The sequence below is a fragment of the Erythrobacter sp. S267 genome, from assembly GCF_057365045.1.
Genome location: NZ_CP200298.1, coordinates 2076244 through 2101429 on the forward strand (window position 1 = coordinate 2076244; position 25186 = coordinate 2101429).

Below are 25186 nucleotides of genomic sequence, written 5' to 3' on the forward strand. Positions count from 1 at the left end.
TCCCTATCAAAACGCCCAATTTCAAAACGGTCTTGGTAAAGCAAAAGGGCGCGGAGTTTGTCCGCGCCCTGATGGCTTATCCGGTAATATGTTTCAAGCGGATCTTGTGGTCGGCCCTTCCGGGCGCAAAACCGATCTCTACTTTTGCTGAAGGGCCTCCGGCGCGTTGCCTGAACCCATCAGAAAACGGGCTTACTTGATCCCGTCGCGCTCCATCCGCTTACGCTCAAGCTTGCGAGCGCGGCGAACAGCTGCTGCCTTTTCACGGGCGCGCTTTTCGCTGGGCTTTTCATAGTGCCGACGCAGCTTCATTTCGCGATAAACACCCTCACGCTGCAGCTTCTTCTTGAGCGCGCGCAGGGCTTGATCGACATTGTTATCGCGGACCATGATTTGCATAAACGGCAACTACCTCATTTCACTAAACGCCTGAGCCCGCCTGACAAATTGGCGGGAGTACGCGTAAATTTGAACGCTGAAAACGGCGCGAATCCCGATGGGTTCACGCTCAAACTAGGGCGCACATAACCGCGAGCGGGCAAAATGGCAACCCTTTCGGTGTGCCTATTGAGCGCCAACCCAGCTTAATAGGTAGCACAATCAAGCAGCCATCGCTAAAGGCCCTTGGCAATGTCTCAAGCCCTGATCCCCAGCCTATGCGTAGCCCTTGGCGGCGCCATCGGAGCCGTCGCCCGCTATCAAGTGGGCCTCGCTGCTGCGCGCCTCGCTGGCCCGCACGAACAATTTCCGTGGGGCACGCTTAGCGTTAACATCATCGGCAGCCTGATTATGGGCGCGCTGCTGGGCTGGTTTGCGAAGGGCGGCGCGGACAGCGAAAACCTGCGCCTGTTCCTGATCGCAGGCCTGATGGGGGGCTTCACCACTTTCAGCGCTTTTAGCGCAGAGATGGTGACGATGCTCTATCGCGGGCAGATGGGCATGGCGGGCATCTATGTCGCGGCCTCTGTCATCATCGGCATGATCGCCTTTGCAGCCGGCCTTGTCGGAGCACAAAGCGTGGGAGGGGGCCTTTCATGAGCGATCCTGCCCCCGCCAAGCCTTCTGACACCGTCCGCCAATTCACTGTTGCCGATGACGATGAGGGCATTCGCCTCGACCGTTGGTTCAAGCGAAATCTGCCCGCCATCGGCTTTGCGACGATCTCTCGCTGGGCGCGAACCGGCCAGGTGCGCGTCAATGGTGGCCGGGTGAAGCCGGAGGATCGCTTGCAAGCGGGCCAAATCATTCGCGTCCCTCCCGGAGGCGAAGAGGCCAAACGAGCGCCCAAGAAACGCCGTCCACTGACCGAAGAAGAAGTCTCCGAAGCGCACGACATGGTGATCCGGGAGACGCCAAGCGCGATTGTGCTGAACAAGCCGCCGGGCCTTGCGACCCAAGGCGGCTCCAAGACCAACAAGCATGTCGACGGTCTGCTCGACGCCTTTGTCCGGTCAGAGGATGACCCGCGCCCGCGGCTCGTCCACCGGCTGGACAAGGATACATCCGGCGTCCTGTTGATCGCGCGCACGCCGGGCAGCGCCGCCCATTATTCCAAACGTTTCTCCGGTCGCTCGGCCCGCAAGGTCTATTGGGCGCTGGTCGTTGGCGTTCCTGAAGTGCGCGAAGGCACGATCGACGCCCCGCTCGCCAAGCAACCGGGCACGGGCGGCGAAAAAATGCATGTCGATGAGGAAGGCGGAGCAAATGCCAAGACCCGCTACCGCGTCGTCGAGCGTGCCGGACAGCGCGCTGCCTGGGTGGAGCTGGAGCCGCTCACCGGGCGCACGCACCAGCTGCGCGTCCACATGGCCGCCATCGGCCACCCGATTGTGGGCGATGGGAAATATGGCGGCAAGGACGCCTTCCTCACCGGCTCTGTCAGCCGCAAAATGCACCTGCACGCGCGCCGTCTGATTATCGGGACGCCCGAGAATAAGGGCGCGGCCAAGGGCACTGGAGGCGGCAAGCTGGACGTGACCGCCGATTTGCCCGAGCATTTCGCTGCGAGCATGGAAGCGCTTGGCTTTGAGGAAAGCCTCTCTGACGCGTCCCCCGTCCGCGACGAAGCGCCTGAGCGCACTCCCGCAGAAAAGAAGCAGGCCGCGCGCCGCCACGCCAAGCAATATCGCAAGGAACGCCGGGGCGAACGCCGCACACGCGCAGTTTCCAAAGGCTCCGCCAACAAGAAGGCGAAAGCCGCGACAAAACGTCCGAGCGGGGGCAAACCTGGAGGCCGCCGGAAATGAGCGGCAAGCGCTCAAACAAATTGGCGGTGTTCGACTGCGACGGGACGCTCGTCGATGGGCAGGCCGATGTCCTGTGGGCGATGGCGCGCGCGTTTGAAAAGGCGCAGATGTCGCTGCCCGATCCCAATGCCGTGCGGCGGCTGGTGGGCCTCAGCCTGCCGGTGGCGATGCGCGAGTTGGCTCCCGAAGCGAGCGAAGACACCCGCCGCGACCTCACCGAATTCTACAAAAGCTCCTTCCGCGCCCGCCGCGAAGAGGGTCTGCTGCACGAGCCGCTCTATGAGGGAATCGCGGAGTTGCTCCACTCGCTGCACGGCGCAGGGTGGAAGCTGGCGGTTGCGACCGGCAAATCGGATCGCGGGCTTCAAGCGTGCCTTGCGGGCCATGGCCTGACCGACCTGTTCACCTCGCTCCAGACCGCCGACCGCCACCCGTCAAAGCCGCATCCCGCGATGCTGGAGGCCGCTCTTTTCGAAGCCGCGGTTGAACCTGCCGATGCCGTAATGATCGGCGACACAAGCTTCGATATCGTCATGGCAGGCGCGGCACGCGTGCCCTCCATCGGCGTCGCCTGGGGCTATCACGCGCCAGACGAGCTGATCGCCAATGGTGCGGATGAGGTGGTCGAGACGGTTGCAGACCTTCAAGCCGAGCTGGAGCGCCGGGCGTGAGGAAAGCGGACGATCCGATGACGCCGGAAGAAGAGGTCGCGGCCAAGCGCTACATCCTCATGGGGTTAGTGCGCATCACCTCCATCGCCGCGGTGTTGCTCGGCCTGATGATCGCGCGGGAGATTGTGGGCGGCCCCTATCCGCTGGGCGTGGCCCTGGCGGTCGGAGGGCTCGTCGCGTTTTTCTTCGGACCGGTGCTGCTGGCGAAGCGTTGGAAAGCTGGCGACCGCCTGAACTCTGACGGGCAAGAGGAATGAAGCGCTTCTACGAAAACGTCGCTGTCGCCCAGACCGAAGGCGGCTGGCAGGTCACACTCGACACCCGCCCTCTCAAGACCGTCGGAGGCGCGCCGCAGATCGTGTCGTCAGAGATGCTCGCCAAGGCACTCGCGGCCGAGTGGGACGCGCAGGGCGAAAAGCTCGATCCCAAGACCATGCCATTGCGCGACATGGTCGACTATGCACTCGACGTCGTGGCCCCCGATCCCGCTCCGGTTGTCGAAGACACGCTGCGCTACGGCGACACCGACACTTTGCTCTACCGCGCCGATCCCGACGAGGCGCTCTATGCCCGCCAGATCGAAGTGTGGGAGCCGATTGTGGCCACGTTTGAGGCCGCACGCGGGGTGCAAATGGTGCGGGTGAGCGGCGTTCTCCACCGCCCTCAAGCCGCAGAGAGCCTCTCCAAACTGCGCGAAGAGCTGACCGCGCTCACCCCAATCGAACTCGCCGCGACGCAGGCCATGGCCAGCCTTGCAGCGTCCCTGGTCGTCGCCCTTTCATCGGGCGAACCGGATGCCGACCCGCAAGCGCTGTGGGACGCTGCGAGCCTCGAGGAAGAGTGGCAGGCAGACGAATGGGGCCGCGATGAGGAAGCGGAAGAACGCCGCGCGAAACGCACGGGCGACTTCCTCAAAGCGCATGAATTGCTCAAGGCGGCGCGCAGCTAGGACGCCCATCTGTTGGGCGTCTACTCGCCCGCAATCACCCAGTCGGCAACTTCGCCTGCAACCTGGTTGGCTGTGCGGTTGAGCGCAGGGCCAACCAGAAAAGCTTCACCTTCCGCCACGCTCTCGCGCGCTTCAAACCGACGCGATGTGACGACGCCTTCGCTGTCCACCCTGATTGCCTCAAACCGCACCACGACATCGCCAGAGAGCGAATCGTAGCCCAGATCCATCAGCGTGCCCCGGACAAACTGGCTCGCCAAAGTGGGCGTATCATCGCTGTCGAGGATCAAAACTGCGCCTTCATCACCGGTGCGCGTGCGCAGCGTCTCACCCAGCAGACGCCGGAACAGGCGGGCGGGCTTTTCGATCCAGACAGCGTCTTTCAGGTAGGCGATCTGCGTGTCGGAGACCTGCACCGGAATGCGCACCAGATCGAGCTTTGCGGGAACTTCCGGCGTCAGCACAGCGATAGCTCCCGCGCTGCCCTCTGCCCCCGTCACCGCGCCCGATCCCGCCGGAGCGGTGGCGGTCGGCGTGAGAGTGAGCAGGCTATCAGGCGCATCGACATCCGCGCCAAGGCTCACGCAGGCCGACAGCATCAGGCTGGCCGCTGCGAGCGCTGCAAAGTTGCGCGCTGTTTTCATCCTAAAACCCCTCACTCTGGCACTCATTCTGGATCATATTCCGGGACGCTCTGGGCCCCTAGAAGCGAGCCTGCGCCCTGATTTTCGATCCGCTCGGTAATGGCGCGAAGGCTCCGGCTGGTGGTGCGCAGATCCTGCAAGGTCGCCTCCGCTGCCGGCAAAGTCGTCTCACGCAGAGCGCGCGCAGCAGGCCGCGTGTCTTCCAGCGTTGCGGCCAGAGCCGCCGCCGCTTCGTTCGCAGAGGCCAAAGTCCCGCGCAGCTCCTGCGCCAGCAAAGCGCCTTCCTGATTGATCAGCGTGTCGGTGGAGCGGGTCGCCATCTCAAATGCGTCGAGCGCCTCGCCTGCTTCGCGCAAGGTCACCTCCAGCTCCGCCATAGTCGAGGACAGCTGCGGAGCGGTGCGCGCAAGCTCTGCCGACATGCGGTTGGTGTTGGCGAGAATGCCGGAGATTTGCTCCTGATTCTCTGCGCCCAGCAAGATGTTCAAGTTCTCCGTCAGGGTCGAGAGCCGCTCGAGCAGCAGTGGCGCGTTGTTGAGCAGCGCGCTGATCCCACCATCTTGCGGCGGGATGACCGGGCGACCTTCGGGACACGCCGTCGTCTCGCATGAAATCGCCGGAGCCCCGCCGCGCGCGCCGTCGAGCAGAATGGTCGAGACGCCAGTAAAGCTCGACTGGATCGTCGCCGTGGTGCCGACAAGGATCGGCACTTCGTCGCGGACCCGCACGCGAACGCGGACAAATTCGGGATTTTCGTCAGACAGAGCGATATCGACCACCTGTCCCACCGGCACGCCCGCATAGGCAACCTGGCTGCCATTCGCGAGGCCGGAGACCGACTGAGCGTAGAAGATGTCGTATTCATTCGCCGCGCCCTGCCCCAACCGCGCGATCCAGAAGATCGACGCCGCCAGCAGCGCAAGCAGAGCCAGCGTGACGAAACCGACCCAGAGGTGATTGGCTCTTGTTTCCATTACCCTACCCTATCCACGGGTTGCTTATGGACCGGTTGGTCAAACAAAGTCCAATGAAGTGTCCACACTATCAAGGCTCTAATCCCCCCAATCCGCCGCCTGACGCCCGGCATTCAGCCGATGCGCGGTCATCGCGCCGCGCCCGCGCGGGCCGTTGAAATATTCCTCAATCCACGGATGGCGGGTCTCAAGCAGTTCAGGGATCGTGCCCACCGCAATGACCTTCTTGTCCGCCAGCACAGCGACCCGGTCACAAATCTCATAGAGCGTATCGAGGTCGTGAGTGATGAGGAACACGGTGAGGCCCAGTGTCTCTTTCAGCTCACGCGTCTGGCGGTCGAATTTGGCTGCACCGATGGGGTCTAGCCCGGCGGTAGGCTCATCCAGAAACAGCAATTCAGGATCGAGCGCGAGCGCCCGCGCTAACCCCGCGCGCTTCTTCATCCCACCTGAAAGCTCCGAGGGATATTTCGCCACCGCTTCTTCGGGCAGGCCGGAGAGCAAGACCTTGTAGCGTGCAATCTCGCGCCGCAGATCATCGTCAATCTCTGGGTAGAATTGCTTGAGCGGCACTTCGACATTCTCGCCCACCGTCAGGGTCGAGAAGAGCGCTCCGCCCTGAAACAGCACGCCCCAGCGGCAGCGCACGCCGATATTCTCGTCTGGGTCCCCATCAGTGATGGTGCGTCCCAGCACGTCGATCCGTCCTTCTGTTGGCCTTTGAAGTCCGATGATTGATCGCATCAACACCGATTTGCCCGTGCCCGATCCACCGACCACGCCGATAATCTCGCCGCGCTTCACTTCCAGATCGAGACCATCATGCACCGCAAAGTCGCCAAAGCGGTTGACCAGTCCCTCGATCACAATCGGCGGCGCATCTGCGAAGCGGTCGTGATCCTCTGGGTGGAGCTGCGCATTGGAATAGACCGGGTTCGCAACCGGTTGAGGAGGAGGTTTGGCCATGCGCTTACCCCCACCCGACCGAAGAGAAGAACACTGCGAAGAACGCATCCAGCACGATCACTGCGAAGATCGCCGAGACCACCGCCATCGTCGTGCGGATGCCGACCTGTTCGGAATTGCCCTCCACCTGCATCCCGTGAAAGCACCCCGCAAGGCCCACGATCAGCCCAAAAACTGGCGCTTTGACAAGGCCCACCCACAGATCATGCAGCGGCACAACCTCCTGAATGCGCTCAATAAACGTAAAGAACGGAATGCCGAGCTGGACCTGTCCGATCACCGCTCCGCCAAGAATCCCAACCACGCTGGAGAAGAAGCCCAGAAGGACCATCATAAAGGTGCAGGCGATGATGCGCGGGATCACCAGCTGCTCTATCGGAGAGATGCCGATCGTGCGCATCGCGTCGACCTCCTCGGTCAGCTTCATCGTCCCGATCTGCGCAGCAAAAGCGCTGCCCGAACGCCCTGCAACCATGATCGCGGTCATCAGCACGCCGAGCTCACGCAAAGTGATCCGCCCGACGAGGTTGATCGTCAGCGTCTCCGCGCCAAATTGCGACAGCTGCACCGCGCCCTGCTGGGCAATGACGATCCCGATCAGGAAGCTCATGAGGCCAATGATGGGCAGGGCCGAAACCCCTACCATCTCCATCTGGCGCACGGTCGCTTTCAGCGGAAACGTGCTGGGCCGACGCATCAGATTGCCGAACGCGATCAATATCTGGCCGATAAACCCAACCACGCCCATGACGCGCGAACGACCAGCCAGAACCTGCTCGCCCAGCGCGATGGGCACACGTTCCCACACCGGCACGCGTTCAGGCACCAAAGGCGCAGCGCTTTCGATGCCTTCGAGCGCGTCAAGCAAATGCTTGGCCGCCGGTGTTGCTCCGGTGATTGCGGCCGAGTGCCGCGCGGCGAGGCGGTGCGTGACCCAGGCGCCAACTGTGTCCATCTCGACCACGCCGGAGAGGTCGATCGCTGTGATCTCCCCAGCAATCGCATCGAGCTGATTTTCCACCAAGCCGATGGTCGAAACCAATAGCGGCCCGGACAGCGCCAGAGTGCTGCCGCCGGCTTCATCGTCGATAAGCGAGAAAGTCGCGCCGTCCATCGGGCCGAGATATGCGGGGAAATGCAGCGCGGCTCAAGTGTGTAGGGCGCAAAGGCGGTGATGAATTGTTGCGCTGACCTGCGCAGGTTGGCATGGGGAAGGAAATTTACCGGAGCTTTGGCCCCGCGTGTTTTTGTTTGCGGCTCGCTACCGCTCGCGCCGTAGCCACCCGCTCCCTCCACCCTTCCACCCGGATTGTATCCCGGTAGGCTCCGGGTGGAAGGGTGGAGGGAGCGGGTGGCTACGGCCCAGGCACACACGGATGTGTGGGCCGCACGCAACAAAAATGCGGGCAGCCAAGGCCGCATGCGTTAGCGAGCAAATAAAGTGTCTCAAGAACTCGACAAGACTTTCGACCCCGCTCCGATTGAAGCGCGATGGTACAAACATTGGGAGGAGACCGGCGGTTTCCGGCCTGAGCGGCCCGATGCAGAACCCTTCACCATTGTGAACCCTCCGCCCAATGTGACGGGTTCGCTTCATATCGGCCACGCGCTCGACAACACGTTGCAGGACATCGTGATCCGCTATGAGCGGCTGCGCGGCAAGGACGCTTTGTGGGTCGTGGGCACAGACCACGCGGGTATCGCGACGCAGATGGTGGTCGAGCGTCAGATGGAAGCGCGGCAGGACAAGCGCACCAACTACTCGCGCGAAGAATTCGTCGACAAGGTTTGGGAATGGAAGCACGAAAGCGGCGGGCAGATCACGCACCAGCTGCGTCGTCTGGGCTGCTCCATGGACTGGTCCAGAGAGCAGTTCACGATGGACCCGCACTTTACCAAAGCGGTGCTCAAAACCTTTGTCGACCTCTACAATGACGGCCTGATCTACCGCGACAAGCGGCTGGTGAACTGGGACCCGAAGCTAAAGACCGCGATCAGCGATCTCGAGGTGGAACAGCAGACCATTCCGGGCAGCTTCTGGCACTTCAAATATCCGCTCGCCGACGGCGTGACGCTGGCAGATGGCCGCGACTACATCGAAGTCGCGACCACGCGGCCTGAGACGATGCTCGCCGATATGGCGGTGGCGGTGCACCCAAGCGACGAGCGTTATGCGAGCGTTGTCGGCAAGCATGTGATCCTCCCCATCACCGGCCGCCGCATTCCTATCGTCGCTGATGAGCACGCCGATCCGGAGCTGGGTTCAGGCGCGGTGAAGATCACGCCGGGGCATGACTTCAACGACTTCGAGGTCGGCAAGCGTGCCGGGATCGAAGCGGGCGAAATGCTCAACATGCTCGATGGGAATGGCGATGTCTGCCAGACCGCCGATGGTCTGGTGCCCAAGGAGTTCCTCGGCCTCCACCGCTTCAAGCGAGACGGGGTGGATGGTGCGCGCGAGCTGGTCGTGCAGCGCCTGAAGGAACAGGGCTACCTCATCCCTCACGTCTCCAAGAACAAGAAGGGCGAGGAGGTCATCTCCGACGCCGAACCGCGCTCCATCGCGACGCCCTTTGGCGACCGCGGCGGCGTGGTGATCGAGCCGTGGCTGACCGATCAATGGTATGTCGACGCCGCAAAACTCGCCGAGAAGCCGATCAAGGATGTGCGCGACGGCACAATCGAGATTGTGCCCAAGAGCTGGGAGAAAACCTTCTTCAACTGGATGGAGAACATCCAGCCATGGTGCGTGAGCCGCCAGTTGTGGTGGGGGCACCGGATCCCGGCTTGGTTCGACGAGGATGGCTGCGTCTATGTCGCAACCTCGGAGGAAGAAGCGCAGGCTCAGGCAGGTGAAGGCGTCACGCTGACGCAAGACCCCGACGTCCTCGACACTTGGTTCTCGTCCGCGCTTTGGCCCTTCGCCACACTCGGCTGGCCGGAAACAGAGTCTCCCTCCCCGCTCGGGGAGGGATTAAGGGAGGGGCCTGCGACGCCCGATGGGTCAGAGCCCCCCTCCCCAACCCTCCCCCCTGAAGGTGGGAGGGAGCAGAGCCTGCTCGAAAAGCACTTCCCCAACAACCTGCTCATTTCCGGCTTCGACATCCTGTTTTTCTGGGATGCGCGGATGATGATGATGGGGCAGTACAATATGGGTGAGGCTCCGTGGCCGCGCCTGTACCTGCACGGTCTTGTCCGTGCGGCGGACGGCGCGAAGATGTCCAAGTCCAAGGGCAATGTCGTCGATCCGCTCGGCCTTATCGACCAATATGGCGCGGATGCTTTGCGCTTCTTCATGGCCGCGATGGAGAGCCAGGGGCGCGACATCAAGATGGATGAGAAGCGGGTCGAAGGTTACCGCAACTTCGCCACCAAACTGTGGAACGCGACGCGCTTTTGCCAGACCAACGGGATTGGTGCTTCGACCACGCTGAAGGCCCCGACCGCTCGCCTCGCCGCCAACCAGTGGATCATCGGCGAGGTTCAGGCAGCTTGTGCCGAGATCGAGGCGGCGATGGCCGACCTGCGCTTCGACGCAGCAGCCAATGCGATCTACCAGTTCACGTGGAGCAAGTTCTGCGATTGGTATCTGGAGCTGATCAAGCCGGTTTTCGGGGGCGAAGAAACGCCTGCGACCATCGAAACCCGCGAAGTCGCCGGATGGGCGCTCGACCAGATCCTCGTCATGCTCCACCCGTTCATGCCGTTTATCACGGAAGAACTCTGGCACAGCCAAGGCGAGCGGTCCTACGACCTCATCACCGCTGCATGGCCCTCCCCTCGCGCTGAGGTTTCCAAAGACGCGACCGATGCGATTGACTGGGTGATCGACCTGACGACCAATGTCCGATCGGCCAAGAACGAGTTGGGCATTGCACCGGGTGCGAAACTGGCTGCCTTCTTGCCAAAGGCATCGCCGCTGGCAGCGAGCACAATCGAACGGTCCTCTGCGGCCATCGAACGCCTTGCACGCCTGACCCCGGTAAAGGTCGGAGAGGCTCCGTCCGGTCCCGCCATGCAGGTAACCGCGCTGGGCGACAACTTCGTCATCCCGCTCGAAGGGATCATCGACATCGACGCGGAGAAAGCGCGGCTCGAAAAGGCGCTGGCTGCCTCGCAAAAGGAAGCGAAATCGCTGGAGGGACGCCTCTCCAATGCCAATTTCGTCGAGCGCGCCAAGCCCGAGGCAGTGGAGAAGGCCAAAGCCGACTTCGCGCATCACGCAGGCGAGATCGAACGGCTCGAAGCGGCGCTCCAAAGGCTGGGATGACGCGGTTGGGGTAATCCCTGGCTTCGTCATTGCGAGCCGAAGGCGAAGCAATCCATCTCCTGCTGCCGCGATTGGACGCAAGGTCGGTTGATGAATTGCCGCGGCGACTGCGTCGCCTCGCAATGACGGTGAGCGGAGTGCGGCCTCTACCAAACCGCTTCTAGCGAACCTACGTAGGAGCCATGACGCCATGGCTTCTCCTCCTCGTCCCGCTGCTGATTGCGGGGTGGTTCCTATACCGCTCGCTAAAGCGGCGTCGGCGGCGCGCTGAGCTATTGGCGACACCGCTGACGCCGAGACAACGCGCCATCATCGAACAACTCGTGCCGCTGGTGCGCGGCCTGCCAAAGGAGCTTCGCCAAGCGCATGAGGGCAAGATCAACCTGTTCCTCGACCAAGTCACCTTCCGGGGCCAGAACGGGCTGGAAGTGAGCGAGGAAATGCGGCTCTCTATCGCTGCGCAGGCCTGTCTGCTGATCGTCAATTCAGACATCTGGTACGACACGATCCGCAATGTGCTGATCTATCCCAGCGCCTTCCTCACCCACCGTCCGCACAGCGACGGGTTGCTGGTGCATGAGAACCGCCATGCGACCCTTGGCGAAAGCTGGGCGCGCGGGCCGGTGATCCTGTCATGGGACCACGCGCTGCATGGGGGCCTCGACAGCCATGATGGGCACAATGTCGTGATCCACGAATTCGCGCATCAGCTCGACGGTCTCTCCGGCGACACGAACGGCATCCCGATCCTGAGCAAGGGGCAGGCCTATGCGGGGTGGGAGGAAGCGATGCTGGATGCCTACGAGCATCAGATTGCCCGCGTCGAGCGCGGCGAGGCAACCCTGATCGACCCCTATGGCGCGACCAATCACGAAGAGTTCTTTGCCGAAGCCATCGTGACCTTTTTCGAGCGCCCCTACGCCCTCAAACGCGAGGAACCGGCGCTCTACGCACAATTGTCGCAGCTGCTGGCGCTTGATCCGGCGAGTTGGAATTAGGCACGGCTCACTTGCAAGTTTTCCTCTGTCGGCAATTCGTGGCATGGGGCTTTTCATGAGAGTATCCCCGCCCGTCCAACTCAAGGGAAGCGCGTAGTGACAGACCTTGTCCTTGCCACCGACGATTCCGGCGAAGCGGAGATCTTTGCTTCGCTGCAAGGGGAAGGGCCGAGCGCGGGGCAGCCGGTCGCGTTCATGCGCCTGTCGCGCTGCAACCTTGCCTGCACATGGTGCGACACGGCCTATACGTGGCGATTTGAGGGGGATACCAATCTCGACAACCGCCCGCACCGCGACGACACAACCTTCGACCGCAAGGCCAATCAGGTGAAGCTCTCGCCAGAAAAAGCCGCGATGAAGGTCGCGGCTCTCGGCCAAAAGCGCCTCGTCATCACGGGCGGAGAGCCATTGCTCCAGACCGGCGCGCTGGCAGACTTCCTCGCGATCCTTCCCGATATCGAGGTCGAGATCGAGACCAATGGGACGACCAAGGCGAACTCCCACGTCGACATTCGCGTCGACCAGTACAATGTCAGCCCCAAGCTCGCCCATTCGGGCAATGCTGCCGATCTCGCGATCATCCCGGAGCGGATGGACGCCTATGCCTGCGATCCGCGCGCGTTCTTCAAATTCGTGATCGCAGAACCTGATGATGTCGCGGAGGTCCTATCCCTCCAACGCAAATATGGCATCAGGCCAGAGCGGCTCTATTTGATGCCGGAGGGAACCGACAGCGTGACGCTCCATCTGCGTTCAGAGTGGCTCAGCGAGCTGTGCGTGGAGCACGGTTTCCGCATGAGCGACCGCCTACATATCCACCTTTACGGTGACACCAGAGGGACTTGAGCAGAGACATTCCATGAGCTTTTCGACGCAGCGGACAGCCAGCAGCCTGGTCGGGGTAGTGATCCTCGGCATTATCGTTTCGGTCGCGATCCGCAGCTTCAATGCCGGAGGGTTCGAGAATTTCTTCATCCCCGGCAAGAAGTTCGAAAACGAGCTGGTTGCCGAGATGGAGACCTATCCCGGCAATTCGGTTCTGTTTGAGCAACTGGAAGCCAAATTCCCGGATTCTTATGAAAAATTCACCGAAACGCTCGCTAACGCGGCGCGCGCTCCGGGACCCGAAGACCGCGTGGTGCAGGCGGGGAACCGCTGGATCATGCGCTTTTTCGCAGCGCATGAAGAAGACTTCTCCAACGCGCCGATTGCCCCGCTCGACCGCGTGATGGAATTAGAGGAGCAGTTTTTCACCGATCTGCTCGCTCACGACGAATATGCCTGCGCTGCCTATGCCAAGGGTGAGCCGCTCGACACCGTTCTACCCGAACGTTTCGATGTGGCGGGCGGAGAGATCGTTGCGGCGCGGCTCGACGCGATTTTGGCCGGGCGCACCGACCAGCAATTGCGGTTCGACCTCACGCCCAATGACTATGCGGAGCTGGAGGCGACTCTGCGAGGCAATGGCCTGAATGATGAGCAGATGGCGGTGGTGTTCGGCACAGCAGACCCAGCAACGATCGGAGCGCCGCTCGCTTGCGAGATGCAGATCGAACTGATCCGCGGCATCCGCGCGCAGCCTGACGGCCGCCGCGCGCTGCTGATCGGCGCCTATGCGGGAGGGGGCTAAACCCCCTTAGCCCTGCGAACGCCAGCGCAAGACCACGCGTTCGACCAGCTCTTCCTCTTCGCCGCCCTCGCTCCACAATTCGGTGAAGCTGGGGTCTTCGGAAGCGGGTCGCTTGTGCTCTTCGAGCGTGTCGAAATTGACGCGGATCGGGATTGCCACACCCTCGCCGCAGACGATGCATTCGCGGTTGCGCAATGCTGGGATGGAATCGAGGAACCCGCGTGAACCTTCGGGCATCGCTGAGCGGACGAAAGCCTGGTCGCGGTCGTTGTTGAGACGCATCGATATGATCGTACCGCACTGTGACAACACGCCTTCGGCCAAGTCGGATGGACGCTGCGTGATGAGACCCAAGGAGATGCCGTATTTACGACCCTCCTTCGCGATGCGGCTGAGAATACGGCCAACGGAAGAACCGTCCGCGTGTTTCTCGTTCGGAACGTAGCGGTGCGCCTCTTCGCAGACGAGCAGGATCGGACGGGTCTTCTCTTCCCGGCCCCAGATCGCAAAGTCGAAGACGAGGCGTGAAAGGACGGCAACCACGGTTGAGGTGATGTCCGAAGGTACGCCCGACACGTCAATGATCGAGATCGGCTTGCCGTCGCCCGGCATGCGGAAAACCTTGGAGATGAAGTCGGACATCGTATCGCCGACCAACATGCCAGAGAACATGAACTGATAGCGCGGATCGCCCTTCAGCTCCTCTAGCTTACCCTTGATCCGCATGTAGGGTGCAGAGGAGGTCGCTTTGTCCAGCTTACCCATCTCGTCCTGAATCTTGGTCGACAGGTCGGACAGCAGATAGGGGATCGGCGAGTCCACCGTGATCTTGCCCATCGTCTCTGCCAGACGGTTCTTGGACCGGGCATGCAGCAGACACTTGGCAAGGATGTCCATGTCGACCTGGCGTTCATTGCCGTCACTGGTGAGCAGCACTTCGCAATGCTCTTCGAAGTTCATCAGCCAATAGGGCATTTGCAGGTTGGAGACGTCGAGGATCTTACCCGTCTGACGGAACGCCGCGGAATACTCGCCGTGGGGGTCGATCATCACGATGTGACCTTCGGGCGCAGCCTCGCAAATGCGGTGGAGGATCAGCGCGGCGCTGGTCGACTTACCGGTACCGGTCGATCCCAGCAGCGCAAAGTGCTTGCCCAGCATCGCGTCGATATAGAGACCGGCGCGGATGTCCTTGGTCGGGAACACAGTCCCGATCGTGATGTTAGCGCGGCCATCGCTGGCGTAGATCTGTTCAAGGTCTTTGGTAGTCGCCGGATAGACCATGGCGCCCGGCACCGGATAGCGCGTAACACCGCGTTTGAAGCCGTGGATGCGACCGGTCAGCTTCTCTTCAGCGCCTTCGCCCAGAAAGTCGATATGCGCGATGATGCCGTTGGCCGCGCGACGATCCTTGCGTTGGTCGCGCACGTTGGCGAGCAGCCACGCGTCTCCGACCCGGATCTTGATCTGGCTACCCACTTGCCCAGCGAGCGCAATCGAGCGGTCGGCGTCTTCCATGCATTCATTGAGGCGTTGCAGGTCGAGCGCGATTTGCGAGCCGGCACCAGAGATCTCAAGCACGACGCCAATTGGCAGACGTCCATTGTCAACATTCTCCCCAGCATCGGCCGCTGCAGCAGCTGCGGCTTCATCCTGGTTCGCAAAATTATGGTTGCCCATGTCAGTCATGCGCTTTTCCCTGGCCCCTTAGGTTTTGATAACCGGTTTCACCCGGCCCTTGGCGGTAATTCCTTTGGGAAAAGGTATGCGGGAACTCGGTTAAGATCGCGTCAACGCCCAAGCGAGTTTGGCGAGGCTGATTGCGGTTGGCTGCGCGGGTCAGAGGCGGGCGAACAAGCGTCCGGCGAGCCAGCCCATCCCAAGCGACAGCATGATCGCGCCAAGGCCATAGAAAAGCGACCAGCGCTCGGCTGCTTGCACCACCCGGCCCTCCAGCCCGACTTTCACGACTTCGATGTCTGCCGTTGCTGTTGCAAGGACACGGCCATTGGCAATCGCAAAGGTTTCAGCAGTGTATTGGCCGGTGGTCACGTTGGACGGCAGCTCAATCCGGGCCTGATAGAGTACGCCTTCATTTATCCGGACGCCTCCTGGGTTTTCCGAATAGAGCCCAGCACGCTGCCGCATCTCAACCAGACCGCGGGCAAAGCGCGTCTGCTCCTCCGGCTCAATCTGGCCGCTGGGGCTGAGCTGGATGAAGTCCGTGCCAAGCTCGTAGATGGCGGCGGTCAGCGGGTCGACAATCTCTGTGATCGGCCGCGAGGAGGCGACCGCGAAGAAAGACGGCGCGGAGCGAAAATCGTTCGCACTCGCATTCATCCAGACACCCGCGATACGCTGCTTCTCGCGCAGGCGGATGGGTTCGGTCGGACCTTTGAGTACCACCGCGATGTCATATTGCGTGTTGCTGCGCGATCCGGCTGGATCAATCACCGCGCCATAGAGCAACAGGTCCGCTCCGGTGAAACCCTGGCGCACCTCAATCCGCTCCTGATCGACCTCAGGCACAAGGATCGGTTCACGCTGACCGAGCAGAAATGGCGCGAGCAGCATTAGCGCCAGCGCGGGGAGCACTCTTGAGGAACGGTCTAGGACCCTCACAGCGGGCTTACCGTGTAAATCTCATCCGGCTGCACGCCGAGGCCATAAAGCATCCGCAAAGCAACCGCGATGACAATGGCAGCGAGGACAAGGCGCAGGATTTCAGGCCGCGCCTTCATCGCGATTTGCGTCCCAAACTGCGCGCCCAGCACCGAACCCAGCAGCAACAATCCAGCAAGCACAATGTCCACCGCCTTGGTCGTCAGCGCATGGGTCATCGTCGTCACCATTGTCACAAACAGAATCTGGAAAAGCGAAGTGCCGACCACGACATTGCCGCTCATACCCAGGATATAGAGCATGGCGGGGACCAGAATGAACCCTCCACCCACGCCCATCAGCATGGTCAGAACGCCTACGATCACGCCCAGCAACAAGGGCGCGATGGGGGAGATATAGAGGCCCGATGCATAGAAACGCGTGCGAAACGGCAGGCCTGCAACCAGCGGGTGATGCCGACGTTTGCGCACCGGTGCGCCGCCGCTTTGCCCATCCTTCCCGCGCAGCGTGTCCAGCGCCTCTCGCATCATCAACGTGCCGATCGTGCCCAGCAGCACGACGTAGAGCACTCCAATCACCACATCGATCTGGCCCAGGGCCTGAAGCAGACTGAACAGCAATGCTCCGATCAATGCGCCGACCACGCCTCCGCCAACCATGACGAGGCCCATGCGATAATCCACGCCCTTGCGCTGGCCATGGGCGATCACGCCCGAAACACTCGCCCCTGTCACCTGCGTCGCAGCCGAAGCGGCAGCGACCGTCGGGGGGATTCCGTAGAAAATCAGCAGCGGCGTCGTCAGGAACCCTCCGCCAACGCCAAACAATCCGGAAAGGATGCCCGTCAATCCGCCAAGCAGCACGATATACAGTCCGTTCACGGAAAGATTCGCGATTGGCAGGTATACGTCCATTCTCAAAGGACTAGCCCAGCGGCGTTACCGTGGGAAGGCAGGGTTTGTGCGCGGTCCCACTATTTGTGTGGGGTCCGGCTATTTGAGCGCGATCAGAACTGGGTCGAGACCGTCGCCGCAACGCCCGAATCCGGAGCCGCCTCTCCCAACACTCGCTCGCGCCAATCGACGGAGATGCGCGTGGGAACTTCGCCGACATTGAGGTCAAAGCGCATCGTGGGCCCCACATCGACCCGCTCGATCCCTCTTTGCGCGCCGGCCCAGCCCCCGCCACCGACGCTGATGCGGATCGGGCTTCCAGTGGGTCCGGTGAGGTTGATCACTTCGCGCGTAACAGCCGCTTGCCCGTCGGCGAAATAGGTGTCGGCTTCGCCCCAGACATAGCCCGCCGCCGCGTAGGTCTCGAGCGAGAAACCCGCTGGCAGTTGCTGCGCAGGCAGCTCGCTGACGGCATAGGCTGCAGGGCGATAATCGGTGCCAACCGGATTTCGGACCACGCGCATCTCACCATGGAGGCGGACAGGCACTTGCGGCACAGGCCGCGCGGACAGTCCGGCTGCTATTTCGTTCTCTCCACCATCGACGAGCGCGCGATAGGCGCGGGCATAAATGCGCGGATCAAAGCGAGACATTGGGGCAAAGCGATATTGCAGATTGGTCGCCGCTTGGCTCGCGCCATAGACCGGCACGCGCCCTTGCGAGGTTGAAAGCGAGCCAGAGCCTTGGCGGAAGAAGCCAAATGTATCGAGCGTCCAGCGATCAGGTCGCCGCGCTTGCTGTTCCAAGGTGTCCGTATTGGAAGGAGGCGGCGCATAAGGCGGCGGGGCGAAGGGAGGCGAGGCGTTGCTCGCCTGTTGCTCCCCGAAATCGGACGGGAAAGAGCCTCGACCAAAAGGTCGCTCAACGCCTCCCCCAATTCCTGCCCCAATGCCTGCTGAGTGCCAATCCACCGCAAAGCCCCGGCGCATCAAGGTAAGGTGCCCCGTTGCAATTTCACCGGGCATCAACCGGCCACGCACAGGCTGCCACCTGGCATAAGAAGTGCGCGGAGAAGCGCCTGCCGGAGCGGCAGCGAACACCGGATTGCGGTAGAGGCCGCTGGGCAGCGCCTGCCCTTGCCGTCGCGAGGCCTGTAACCAGGCGAGCTTGGCCTGAGCCTTCGCGTCATTCTTCGTTTTGAAAGTGTCTTGCCCGTCCGTGCCCAGCGCAGGGAGCGGGCTGTCAGTACCGGACAGCGCCATGTCTGGCCCGACCTGTCCACCGGGTTCTCCAAGGGCAAAGGGGCTCTCCCACAGAACGCTGCGACCGACGGCCCAGAACGCCAGCACGACAACCAGCACAGCAAGCGGTCCGCCCCGGCGACCGGGCAGATTGGCCTGCGTCGAATCGGAATTACTCTCGCCGTTCATGATTGCACCCGTTTGAAGCTGCGCGGCGGGATATGACCGAAGGCAGGGTTGGCGGGATGGCGGCTATGCGGGGTCTTGTCCCAGACCGCGGCTTGACCAAGCAATGTGCGGGCATAGGCAGACACTGCCCGGCGACCGGCGATGATCGCGATCACATTGGCGACGGGGATACGAAGCACCGCAAAAATGCCTTCCGCCACGCCATAATTGCGCGCGGTAAACGCAAAGCGCAACGTCGCGCGCCATGCAAAGAAGCCAAGGTTGACCCACAACAGCCCCATCAGCACAGGCGAAAGCGGCGCTTCGACTTTGGCTCCCAAATAGGTGCCAAGGCCCACCAGCAAGGTCACCCCCAGCAAAGCATAGCCCAAAGCAAGAACCAGCGCGGTGAGAGGCCCGCGCCGATCACGCGCCCGCATCCAGCCTTCGATCAGGCGCGATCCTCCATCACCCACTGACCAGCCAACACGGTCCCAGCCCTGCAGAGCAATACCATGCACCCAGCGGGTTTTCTGGCGCACAATGTCGCCCAATTGCGACGGGAAGAACGCACGGGTCGCGACCAGCAGGTCATCTTCACCGCGGGCGCGCACGAATTCGCACGCGCCTCCACTTTTAGCGATGGCGAGGCCAAGCTCATAATCTTCGGTCAGCGATTCAGGCTCAAAAGGCGCGTCGAAATCCTGCCGCTGTGCCAGCGTGTCGAGAGCACCGCGCGACACTGCGCAACCAACGCCAGCGGCGGGAAGACCAGCCCCCAATGCATTGCGCACGACCATGGCTTTCCCATGGGATTCGGCAAATTCCTCACAATAGTGGCTGCCAAGCCAATGGCGGGCGGCTTGCGGAAGGGGTTCGACCGGCAGCTGAGCAAAGTCAGCTCCTTGCTCGATCACTGTATCAAGCAGGCCCAACCCGGCCGGATCGACCATGTCCTCCGCATCGTGAAAGACCACGCAAGCAAAGCGGGTCCGCGCACGCATTTCGTCATCGCGCATCGCTCGATAGAGCCGATTGAGGCAATCCGCCTTCGTGCTCGGCCCGTCGCGATCATGAATCACCAGTCGCAGGCGAGGATCGATGCCCGCGCTGCGCATCGCGGCCTCCAGGGTAGCAATGTCGTTGCGATAAATGCCGACATAGAGCCGCAAAGCGCGGTGGGGCCATGCTTCGAGCATGTGAGTGATCGTCTGACCGATCACTTGCGATTCCTGCCATGTCGGTACGAAAATCGCAGCAGGGCCGTGCAATTCACGTTCCCGCAAATCCCCCCTGCTCACCTCCTGCGTTTTCGCGCGTCCGGTCAGCTTAAGCCATATCCAGGTGAGATCGACCGCCATGTCGTCAAGCGCGCCGATGAGAAAGAAAACCCCTGCAAACAAAAGTAATTCGTGCTGGAAAACGACCAGCCAGTGCCAGATGCCCCATTCAAGCATATTGTGATGCGCCCCTTCTTCACCAAGAAATTGGTGTGTGATTCCCTGTTTCGCCTTGCATGCGCGCTCATTTTTCGTGAAGGGAGGCCACGCGATGGCTCAAAACCCCCAAACACCACTTACTCGACCACTCCGGCGCGTTTTTGCCCCTGTCCGCGCTCTTTTTGTCGGCGATGCCTCAGCGGGTATCCTCCTAATATTAGTTGCCGCTGCGGCTATGTTAGCTGCCAACTCCCCAATGGCGGACGAGTATCGCGCTCTTTTCTATGGGAAGCTCAGTTATACCCCAATTCCTAAGTTAAAAGACCTTCATTACTGGATTAATGATGGCCTAATGGCGGTATTCTTCTTCGTTGTTGGACTGGAAGTAAAGCGTCATATTATTTCCGGTTCACTTTCCGATCCAGCCGCGCGGCGCCTCCCTATGGTGGCAGCGCTTGCCGGAATGGTGGCGCCCGCCCTCGTCTATGTCGCCTTCACTGGGGGCGAGGCGCAATATCTCAACGGCTGGGCGATCCCTGCAGCCACCGATATTGCCTTTGCGATGGGAGTGCTGGGCCTGCTGGGTAACCGCGTACCAGCATCCTTGCGGCTGTTCCTGCTGACGGTTGCCATTGTCGATGACATCGGCGCGGTGCTGGTTATCGCCGTGTTCTACACGCCAAGCCTCTACACCGAATGGCTTCTCGCTTCGGTGGTGGTGCTGGGCCTGATGATGGTTCTTAACCGGATGAAGGTCTCGGTCTTTTGGCCCTACATCCTTCTGGCGCTGGTCCTATGGTTCTGCGTGCTGCATTCAGGCGTTCACGCGACCATTGCCGGTGTGCTTGCCGCCCTCACCATTCCGTTGCGGCGGCGTGACGGCAACTCCATGCTAGAGAAGCTTGAACATGGATTGGCCCCATGGAGCGCCTATCTGATTGTCCCCGTGTTTGGCTTTGCCAATGCCGGAGTTTCGCTTGAAGGGATGGGTGTCGACGATTTGCTCGCGCCCCTACCAATAGCGATCGCCGCAGGCTTGGTCATGGGCAAGCAGGTCGGGATTTTCTCAATCGTATGGCTCGCCGACAAGACCGGCTTCGCGCCGCGTCCAGACAATGCCAGCTGGGCTGAAATCTGGGGCATTTCAATCCTGTGCGGGATCGGGTTCACGATGAGCATTTTCATTGGGAACCTGGCCTTCCCCAACACGCCTTTGCTGGTTGATGAAGCGAAGATCGGCATCCTGACGGGCTCCGCCATTTCAGCGATTATGGGCTACATCGTGCTGCGGCTGACGACGACGCATCCCGCAGAGGAGTGCGACGATCAGGGGCAGGAGCCAAGCAAGGCCTAACCCGCACTGGATCCGGTCGCCCTTACCAGGTGCCGGTGTTTTCCATGCTCGCCCATGGCTCTTGCGGTTCAAGATTGCCTTCCTGAAGCAATTCGACCGAAATCCCGTCCGGTGACTTCACGAACGCCATATGCCCATCGCGCGGGGGACGGTGGATCGTGTGGCCCGCATCGGCGAGCTTCTGGCACGTCTCGTAAATATTCTCGACCCGGTAGGCGAGATGGCCAAAATTGCGACCACCATCATACTGTTCAGGCTCACTGCCGTCTTCAGGTGGCCAGTTATAGGTCAGCTCCACCTCAGCGACGCCCTCTTGGCCGGGAGCGGCCAGAAAGACTAGCGTGAAGCGCCCCGCCTCGACATCGAAGCGACGCACTTCCTCCAAGCCAATCAGCTCAAAGAAAGCGACAGTGGCCTCTGGATCGGTGATGCGGATCATGGAGTGGAGATATTTGACCATCGGGCAGTTTCCTTTCGGTCATGGACATAAGCTGTCCGCTGACCTGCGCAAGCATCTTGCCCAAACGAAGAAGCGCGGGAGGGTCGATCCTCCCGCGCTTCCGTTCCTCCTGCTTAAACGCAGGCTATGTAGGTTTATCCGTCGGGCTTAGAAGCTCGCCGAAACCGACAGCACAAATGCGTCGTCGGTGAAAACGCGGCCTGGATCGACCAGCGCATCGCCTTCAACGCCGACATAAGCGCCGGTGAAGGTAAGCGGACCCGCAGCCAGATCAACACCGACCGACCAGTCGAACGCTTTGCTGTCTTGGGTGAAGGTCAGGAAACCATCGGTGTAGCCAAGGTGCGCATTAAGCGTCACCGGCGTATCCGGAATGCCGATTGACAGGTCGCTGTAGAGATACAGGTTGTCAGTGCTGCCAAGCGAGTCCTGATCGGGTGCATAAGCGACACCGGCGGTCAGAGAGCCTGGACCAATTGATCCGCTGATCGAGCCATAAAACTCAATGTAGTCGGTCGGGCCAGCAGCCGCAGCCGCGTCGGGATAGAGATATCCGATGACGCCGACATCAGCGGAGAGCCCGCCAAGATCGCCGCTCCAGCCGCCGTAAAGGTCAAGCTCGGTCGAGCCGAAACCGACTGTGTCTTCATCGAGATTGGACGCCCAGGTGCCGACATAGAAACCAGCCGGGAGGCTAACATCAAAGCCGCCTTGGACAGCAAAGTCACCACCCGACAGATCGACACCGCGGAAGCGGTACTCGGTCGCGAAAGTAACATTGGCAGAGAAGGAAACCGGGCTGCCGCTTGCAAGATCAGTGCTCTTGCTCTCGTCGATAGGCGCAGTAGCGCGCACGACGTTGATCTCAGCACCATTGGTGGTCAGAACGGTTTCGTCTTCGGTAGTAGCAGTGGTTTCGATCGCAGCGTTTGCGGCAATCGTTTCTTCGCTGATAGCCCCTTCATCGGATGATTTAGCAGCGAAGGCAGGGGCTGCTGCAAACAGCATACCTGCGGAGAGAGATGCAGCCGTGAGGCCGCGGATGGACGTGAGCATGACAACTTCCTTGTTTATGTTGTTGCTTCGTCCCACCTGCACATTCGATGGTTACAAATTATTAAACGTAATCTCACTCAAATGCCTAACAATCGTGCACACTTATGCTGCATAGCACAAGAGAAATTACCCACAGGTCCAAAACTGCGTCCAAAATGCACAGCACTGTGGGGTTTCTGCATCAGGTATCATTGCGCAAAGCAGGGCCTGTCAGGCGTGCCATTGGCTTCGTGCACACTCCCTTAAAGCATGCCTACTATAGAGCACCATCCATTTGCCGTTCAGCCGTGATGAGATTAAAGCTCCTTCCCCCCAACAGCGCTGGGACCAGTTCTGGTCAGATAGGTCACATGCGGTGGCTTTCGGGCTGGACGCGAAGCGCTGTTTCATCGCAAATATAGAAAGCTCCCATAAGAAAGTTCCATGTTCGACGCCCTGCGCAATCTGTTCCGATCCCGCCCCCAGCCCCGCCTTGCCGCGGTGCCGGATGGCACGCGCTATTATGTGATCGGCGATATTCACGGGCGGCTCGACCTCTATGATGCCATGATCGACGCGATTGAGCAGGATGACGCGGCGCGGCCCAAGGTGGATACGCAGATCATCCTGCTGGGTGATCTCGTCGACCGCGGCCCCGAAAGCGCAGGCGTCGTTGCTCGAACGCGCGAATGGCAGAAACAACGCTCCGTCCGCGTGCTTGCCGGCAATCATGAAGAGATGTTCCTGGAAGCGTTCGAGAAGGTTGAGGTGCTGCGCCACTTCCTGAAACATGGCGGGCGCGAAACAGTGCTTTCCTATGGGCTTTCAAAAAAGCAGTTCAACAGCCTCACTCTGGATGAGCTTTTCGAAATGCTGCCCAAGCTGATTCCGCAGTCTGAGCGCGACTACATCGCTGGGTTTGAGGATATGATTATCGCCGGTGACTATCTCTTTGCTCATGCCGGGATCGACCCCGCACGGCCGATTGATGACCAGAAGCGCAAAGATCTTCTATGGATCCGCGACCGTTTTCTCAGCCACGAAGGGCCGCTCGACAAGGTTGTTGTCCATGGCCACACGATCTTCAAACGCGTGATGGATTGCGGCAATCGGATCGGGATTGACACTGGCGCTTTCCGCTCAGGTGTGCTTACCGCGCTCGTGCTTGAAGCGGACCAGAAGAGAGTCATTCAGGCGAGCCGCGATGAAAGCGGGCCGATAGAGATTTTCCACGGCGAGAAGCCGGAATAGTAAAACAGCGCTCGCAGCCCCATATGCGCAGGCGCTTGAGGAACAAGAGAAGGCACACTTTTCATGAAGATTGCGATGGTGGGTTCTGGCTATGTCGGGCTCGTATCAGGCGCTTGTTTTGCAGATTTCGGCCACGACGTGGTCTGCATCGACAAGGATCAGAGCAAGATTGATCGTCTGCATGACGGGATCATGCCGATCTATGAGCCTGGCCTCGATGCCCTGGTAGACACCAATGTGAAGGCTGGACGCCTCTCTTTCACCACCTCGCTGGCTGAGGGGATCAAGGACGCCTCCGCCATCTTCATCGCAGTTGGCACGCCCAGCCGGCGCGGAGACGGTCACGCAGACCTCTCCTTCGTCTATGCCGTGGCTGAAGAAGTCGGCGCAAACCTTGCCAATGACGCAGTGGTCGTGACCAAGTCGACCGTTCCCGTGGGCACGGGTGACGAGGTTGAGCGCATCCTCCAGGACAGCGGAACGCCGCACAAGGTCGCCGTTGTCTCCAACCCGGAATTCCTGCGCGAAGGCGCGGCCATCGGCGATTTCAAACGCCCTGACCGCATCGTAATCGGCGCAGAGGATGACTTTGGCCGCGAGGTCATGAGCGAGGTGTATCGCCCGCTCTTCCTCAACGAATCGCCGATCCTGTTCACCTCGCGCCGAACGAGTGAGCTGATCAAATACGCCGCCAACGCCTTCCTCGCGACCAAGATCACCTTCATCAACGAAATGGCTGATCTGTGCGAGAAGGTCGGCGCAAATGTCCAGGACGTCAGCCGCGGCATCGGCATGGACAACCGCATCGGCTCCAAGTTCCTCCACGCTGGCCCCGGCTATGGCGGATCGTGCTTCCCCAAGGACACGCTCGCCCTGCTGAAGACGGCGGAGGATTATGACAGCCCGACCCGCATCGTCGAAGCGGTCGTCAAAGTGAATGACAGCCGGAAGCGCGCAATGGGCCGCAAGGTTCTGGACGCGCTGGGCGGAGCGGACGCCGCTCGCGGCAAGAAAGCGGCTTTGCTTGGCCTCACTTTCAAGCCCAACACCGACGACATGCGTGACAGCCCGGCAATCGCGGTTGCCCAGACGCTGACCGATGCCGGGGTTGAGGTCGCCGCTTACGATCCTGAAGGTATGGAGCTCGCCGCTCCGCTGATGCCCGAGGTGACGATGTGCGCAGACCCTTACGCCGCGATTGAGGGCGCTGATGCGACCGTGATCGTGACCGAGTGGGACGCCTTCCGCGCACTTGACCTGACCCGCGTAAAGACCCTCGCCAAGGCCGCCGTGATGGTTGACCTGCGCAACGTCTACAATCCCGAAGACATGCGCGAGGCTGGCTTTGAGTATACGAGCATCGGGCGGGTTTAAT

Annotated in this window: 24 protein-coding genes; 12 read left to right on the plus strand and 12 right to left on the minus strand. The window is 61.0% G+C overall.

Annotated features, from left to right (window positions below; genetic code table 11):
* Positions 1 to 192 precede the first annotated feature (192 nt).
* Positions 193 to 399, minus strand: a complete 207-nt coding sequence (gene rpsU, locus AC0V6X_RS09815) for a 30S ribosomal protein S21 (RefSeq protein WP_006834591.1) — start codon at positions 397 to 399, stop codon at positions 193 to 195.
* Positions 400 to 630: 231 nt separating this feature from the next.
* Between rpsU and crcB the strand changes: the two genes are divergently transcribed.
* From crcB to AC0V6X_RS09840, 5 genes are read left to right on the plus strand one after another with little or no spacing between them, the layout of a single operon-like run.
* Positions 631 to 1038, plus strand: a complete 408-nt coding sequence (crcB, locus tag AC0V6X_RS09820; RefSeq protein WP_486184373.1) for a fluoride efflux transporter CrcB — start codon at positions 631 to 633, stop codon at positions 1036 to 1038.
* Positions 1035 to 2246 (plus strand): RluA family pseudouridine synthase, encoded by a 1212-nt coding sequence (locus AC0V6X_RS09825; RefSeq protein WP_486184374.1) that lies wholly within the window; start codon positions 1035 to 1037, stop codon positions 2244 to 2246. The genes crcB and AC0V6X_RS09825 overlap by 4 nt, the downstream gene beginning before the upstream one ends.
* Positions 2243 to 2917: an HAD-IA family hydrolase gene (locus AC0V6X_RS09830; RefSeq protein ID WP_486184375.1), complete on the plus strand. Its 675-nt coding sequence runs from the start codon at positions 2243 to 2245 to the stop codon at positions 2915 to 2917. Before AC0V6X_RS09825 ends, AC0V6X_RS09830 begins: the two co-directional genes overlap by 4 nt.
* Positions 2914 to 3174, plus strand: a complete 261-nt coding sequence (locus tag AC0V6X_RS09835; protein WP_486184376.1) for a hypothetical protein — start codon at positions 2914 to 2916, stop codon at positions 3172 to 3174. The genes AC0V6X_RS09830 and AC0V6X_RS09835 overlap by 4 nt, the downstream gene beginning before the upstream one ends.
* Positions 3171 to 3866: an ATP12 family chaperone protein gene (locus tag AC0V6X_RS09840; protein WP_486184377.1), complete on the plus strand. Its 696-nt coding sequence runs from the start codon at positions 3171 to 3173 to the stop codon at positions 3864 to 3866. The genes AC0V6X_RS09835 and AC0V6X_RS09840 overlap by 4 nt, the downstream gene beginning before the upstream one ends.
* Before the next feature lie 20 nt (positions 3867 to 3886).
* Here the strand turns inward: AC0V6X_RS09840 and AC0V6X_RS09845 are convergent, their stop codons facing one another.
* The 4 genes from AC0V6X_RS09845 to AC0V6X_RS09860 form a co-directional block, all read right to left on the minus strand.
* Positions 3887 to 4510, minus strand: coding sequence for an ABC-type transport auxiliary lipoprotein family protein (locus AC0V6X_RS09845; RefSeq protein ID WP_486184378.1), 624 nt, complete (start codon positions 4508 to 4510; stop codon positions 3887 to 3889).
* Positions 4511 to 4533: 23 nt separating this feature from the next.
* The gene (locus AC0V6X_RS09850; protein WP_486184379.1) at positions 4534 to 5484 is read right to left on the minus strand and encodes an MlaD family protein; all 951 of its coding nucleotides are present in this window, start codon (positions 5482 to 5484) and stop codon (positions 4534 to 4536) included.
* 78 nt (positions 5485 to 5562) lie between these two features.
* Positions 5563 to 6450 (minus strand): ABC transporter ATP-binding protein, encoded by an 888-nt coding sequence (locus AC0V6X_RS09855; RefSeq protein WP_486184380.1) that lies wholly within the window; start codon positions 6448 to 6450, stop codon positions 5563 to 5565.
* Positions 6451 to 6454: 4 nt separating this feature from the next.
* Positions 6455 to 7564: an ABC transporter permease gene (locus AC0V6X_RS09860; protein WP_486184381.1), complete on the minus strand. Its 1110-nt coding sequence runs from the start codon at positions 7562 to 7564 to the stop codon at positions 6455 to 6457.
* Between the two features lie 327 nt (positions 7565 to 7891).
* On the opposite strand from AC0V6X_RS09860, the gene AC0V6X_RS09865 reads away from it, so the two are divergent.
* From AC0V6X_RS09865 to AC0V6X_RS09880, 4 genes are all read left to right on the plus strand, one after another.
* A complete protein-coding gene (locus AC0V6X_RS09865) occupies positions 7892 to 10720 on the plus strand; it encodes a valine--tRNA ligase (protein WP_486184382.1) in 2829 nt (942 codons plus the stop codon).
* 182 nt (positions 10721 to 10902) lie between these two features.
* Positions 10903 to 11718: a M90 family metallopeptidase gene (locus AC0V6X_RS09870; protein WP_486184383.1), complete on the plus strand. Its 816-nt coding sequence runs from the start codon at positions 10903 to 10905 to the stop codon at positions 11716 to 11718.
* 96 nt (positions 11719 to 11814) lie between these two features.
* Positions 11815 to 12564, plus strand: coding sequence for a 7-carboxy-7-deazaguanine synthase QueE (locus AC0V6X_RS09875; RefSeq protein WP_486184384.1), 750 nt, complete (start codon positions 11815 to 11817; stop codon positions 12562 to 12564).
* Positions 12565 to 12577: 13 nt separating this feature from the next.
* Positions 12578 to 13348 carry a hypothetical protein gene (locus AC0V6X_RS09880; RefSeq protein ID WP_486184385.1) on the plus strand — a complete coding sequence of 257 codons (771 nt, stop codon included), beginning with the start codon at positions 12578 to 12580 and terminating at the stop codon, positions 13346 to 13348.
* 6 nt (positions 13349 to 13354) lie between these two features.
* Here AC0V6X_RS09880 and AC0V6X_RS09885 read toward each other — a convergent pair whose 3' ends face one another.
* The 5 genes from AC0V6X_RS09885 to AC0V6X_RS09905 form a co-directional block, all read right to left on the minus strand.
* Positions 13355 to 15037, minus strand: coding sequence for an ATP-binding protein (locus AC0V6X_RS09885; protein WP_486184386.1), 1683 nt, complete (start codon positions 15035 to 15037; stop codon positions 13355 to 13357).
* A gap of 150 nt (positions 15038 to 15187) precedes the next feature.
* Positions 15188 to 15922 (minus strand): TIGR02186 family protein, encoded by a 735-nt coding sequence (locus AC0V6X_RS09890; RefSeq protein ID WP_486184387.1) that lies wholly within the window; start codon positions 15920 to 15922, stop codon positions 15188 to 15190.
* 44 nt (positions 15923 to 15966) lie between these two features.
* Positions 15967 to 16884: a sulfite exporter TauE/SafE family protein gene (locus AC0V6X_RS09895; protein WP_486184388.1), complete on the minus strand. Its 918-nt coding sequence runs from the start codon at positions 16882 to 16884 to the stop codon at positions 15967 to 15969.
* A gap of 92 nt (positions 16885 to 16976) precedes the next feature.
* Positions 16977 to 18293, minus strand: a complete 1317-nt coding sequence (locus tag AC0V6X_RS09900) for a hypothetical protein (protein WP_486184389.1) — start codon at positions 18291 to 18293, stop codon at positions 16977 to 16979.
* Positions 18290 to 19729: a glycosyl transferase family protein gene (locus AC0V6X_RS09905; RefSeq protein ID WP_486184390.1), complete on the minus strand. Its 1440-nt coding sequence runs from the start codon at positions 19727 to 19729 to the stop codon at positions 18290 to 18292. Before AC0V6X_RS09905 ends, AC0V6X_RS09900 begins: the two co-directional genes overlap by 4 nt.
* A 94-nt stretch (positions 19730 to 19823) precedes the next feature.
* Between AC0V6X_RS09905 and nhaA the strand changes: the two genes are divergently transcribed.
* On the plus strand, positions 19824 to 21065 hold the full coding sequence (gene nhaA / locus AC0V6X_RS09910) for a Na+/H+ antiporter NhaA (protein ID WP_486185563.1): 1242 nt from the start codon (positions 19824 to 19826) through the stop codon (positions 21063 to 21065).
* A 22-nt stretch (positions 21066 to 21087) separates the two neighbouring features.
* Here the strand turns inward: nhaA and AC0V6X_RS09915 are convergent, their stop codons facing one another.
* Both AC0V6X_RS09915 and AC0V6X_RS09920 read right to left on the minus strand, forming a co-directional pair.
* Positions 21088 to 21525, minus strand: coding sequence for a VOC family protein (locus AC0V6X_RS09915; protein ID WP_486184391.1), 438 nt, complete (start codon positions 21523 to 21525; stop codon positions 21088 to 21090).
* Positions 21526 to 21672: 147 nt separating this feature from the next.
* Positions 21673 to 22581: a TorF family putative porin gene (locus AC0V6X_RS09920; protein WP_486184392.1), complete on the minus strand. Its 909-nt coding sequence runs from the start codon at positions 22579 to 22581 to the stop codon at positions 21673 to 21675.
* Positions 22582 to 23004: 423 nt separating this feature from the next.
* Here AC0V6X_RS09920 and AC0V6X_RS09925 point away from each other — a divergent pair, with 423 nt between their 5' ends.
* Together AC0V6X_RS09925 and AC0V6X_RS09930 are read left to right on the plus strand one after the other, a co-directional pair.
* Positions 23005 to 23811, plus strand: a complete 807-nt coding sequence (locus tag AC0V6X_RS09925) for a metallophosphoesterase family protein (protein ID WP_486184393.1) — start codon at positions 23005 to 23007, stop codon at positions 23809 to 23811.
* Between the two features lie 63 nt (positions 23812 to 23874).
* Positions 23875 to 25185, plus strand: coding sequence for a UDP-glucose dehydrogenase family protein (locus AC0V6X_RS09930; RefSeq protein WP_486184394.1), 1311 nt, complete (start codon positions 23875 to 23877; stop codon positions 25183 to 25185).
* Position 25186 lies beyond the last annotated feature (1 nt).

Excerpts from the sequence above, each read along its gene's own strand:
- rpsU (WP_006834591.1), bottom strand. The coding sequence starts at position 399 with ATGCAAATCATGGTCCGCGATAACAATGTCGATCAAGCCCTGCGCGCG.
- crcB (WP_486184373.1), top strand. The coding sequence starts at position 631 with ATGTCTCAAGCCCTGATCCCCAGCCTATGCGTAGCCCTTGGCGGCGCC.
- AC0V6X_RS09825 (WP_486184374.1), top strand. The coding sequence starts at position 1,035 with ATGAGCGATCCTGCCCCCGCCAAGCCTTCTGACACCGTCCGCCAATTC.
- AC0V6X_RS09830 (WP_486184375.1), top strand. The coding sequence starts at position 2,243 with ATGAGCGGCAAGCGCTCAAACAAATTGGCGGTGTTCGACTGCGACGGG.
- AC0V6X_RS09840 (WP_486184377.1), top strand. The coding sequence starts at position 3,171 with ATGAAGCGCTTCTACGAAAACGTCGCTGTCGCCCAGACCGAAGGCGGC.
- AC0V6X_RS09845 (WP_486184378.1), bottom strand. The coding sequence starts at position 4,510 with ATGAAAACAGCGCGCAACTTTGCAGCGCTCGCAGCGGCCAGCCTGATG.
- AC0V6X_RS09850 (WP_486184379.1), bottom strand. The coding sequence starts at position 5,484 with ATGGAAACAAGAGCCAATCACCTCTGGGTCGGTTTCGTCACGCTGGCT.
- AC0V6X_RS09855 (WP_486184380.1), bottom strand. The coding sequence starts at position 6,450 with ATGGCCAAACCTCCTCCTCAACCGGTTGCGAACCCGGTCTATTCCAAT.
- AC0V6X_RS09860 (WP_486184381.1), bottom strand. The coding sequence starts at position 7,564 with ATGGACGGCGCGACTTTCTCGCTTATCGACGATGAAGCCGGCGGCAGC.
- AC0V6X_RS09870 (WP_486184383.1), top strand. The coding sequence starts at position 10,903 with ATGACGCCATGGCTTCTCCTCCTCGTCCCGCTGCTGATTGCGGGGTGG.
- AC0V6X_RS09880 (WP_486184385.1), top strand. The coding sequence starts at position 12,578 with ATGAGCTTTTCGACGCAGCGGACAGCCAGCAGCCTGGTCGGGGTAGTG.
- AC0V6X_RS09885 (WP_486184386.1), bottom strand. The coding sequence starts at position 15,037 with ATGACTGACATGGGCAACCATAATTTTGCGAACCAGGATGAAGCCGCA.
- AC0V6X_RS09890 (WP_486184387.1), bottom strand. The coding sequence starts at position 15,922 with ATGCTGCTCGCGCCATTTCTGCTCGGTCAGCGTGAACCGATCCTTGTG.
- AC0V6X_RS09895 (WP_486184388.1), bottom strand. The coding sequence starts at position 16,884 with ATGGACGTATACCTGCCAATCGCGAATCTTTCCGTGAACGGACTGTAT.
- AC0V6X_RS09900 (WP_486184389.1), bottom strand. The coding sequence starts at position 18,293 with ATGAACGGCGAGAGTAATTCCGATTCGACGCAGGCCAATCTGCCCGGT.
- AC0V6X_RS09905 (WP_486184390.1), bottom strand. The coding sequence starts at position 19,729 with ATGCTTGAATGGGGCATCTGGCACTGGCTGGTCGTTTTCCAGCACGAA.
- nhaA (WP_486185563.1), top strand. The coding sequence starts at position 19,824 with ATGGCTCAAAACCCCCAAACACCACTTACTCGACCACTCCGGCGCGTT.
- AC0V6X_RS09915 (WP_486184391.1), bottom strand. The coding sequence starts at position 21,525 with ATGGTCAAATATCTCCACTCCATGATCCGCATCACCGATCCAGAGGCC.
- AC0V6X_RS09920 (WP_486184392.1), bottom strand. The coding sequence starts at position 22,581 with ATGCTCACGTCCATCCGCGGCCTCACGGCTGCATCTCTCTCCGCAGGT.
- AC0V6X_RS09925 (WP_486184393.1), top strand. The coding sequence starts at position 23,005 with ATGTTCGACGCCCTGCGCAATCTGTTCCGATCCCGCCCCCAGCCCCGC.
- AC0V6X_RS09930 (WP_486184394.1), top strand. The coding sequence starts at position 23,875 with ATGAAGATTGCGATGGTGGGTTCTGGCTATGTCGGGCTCGTATCAGGC.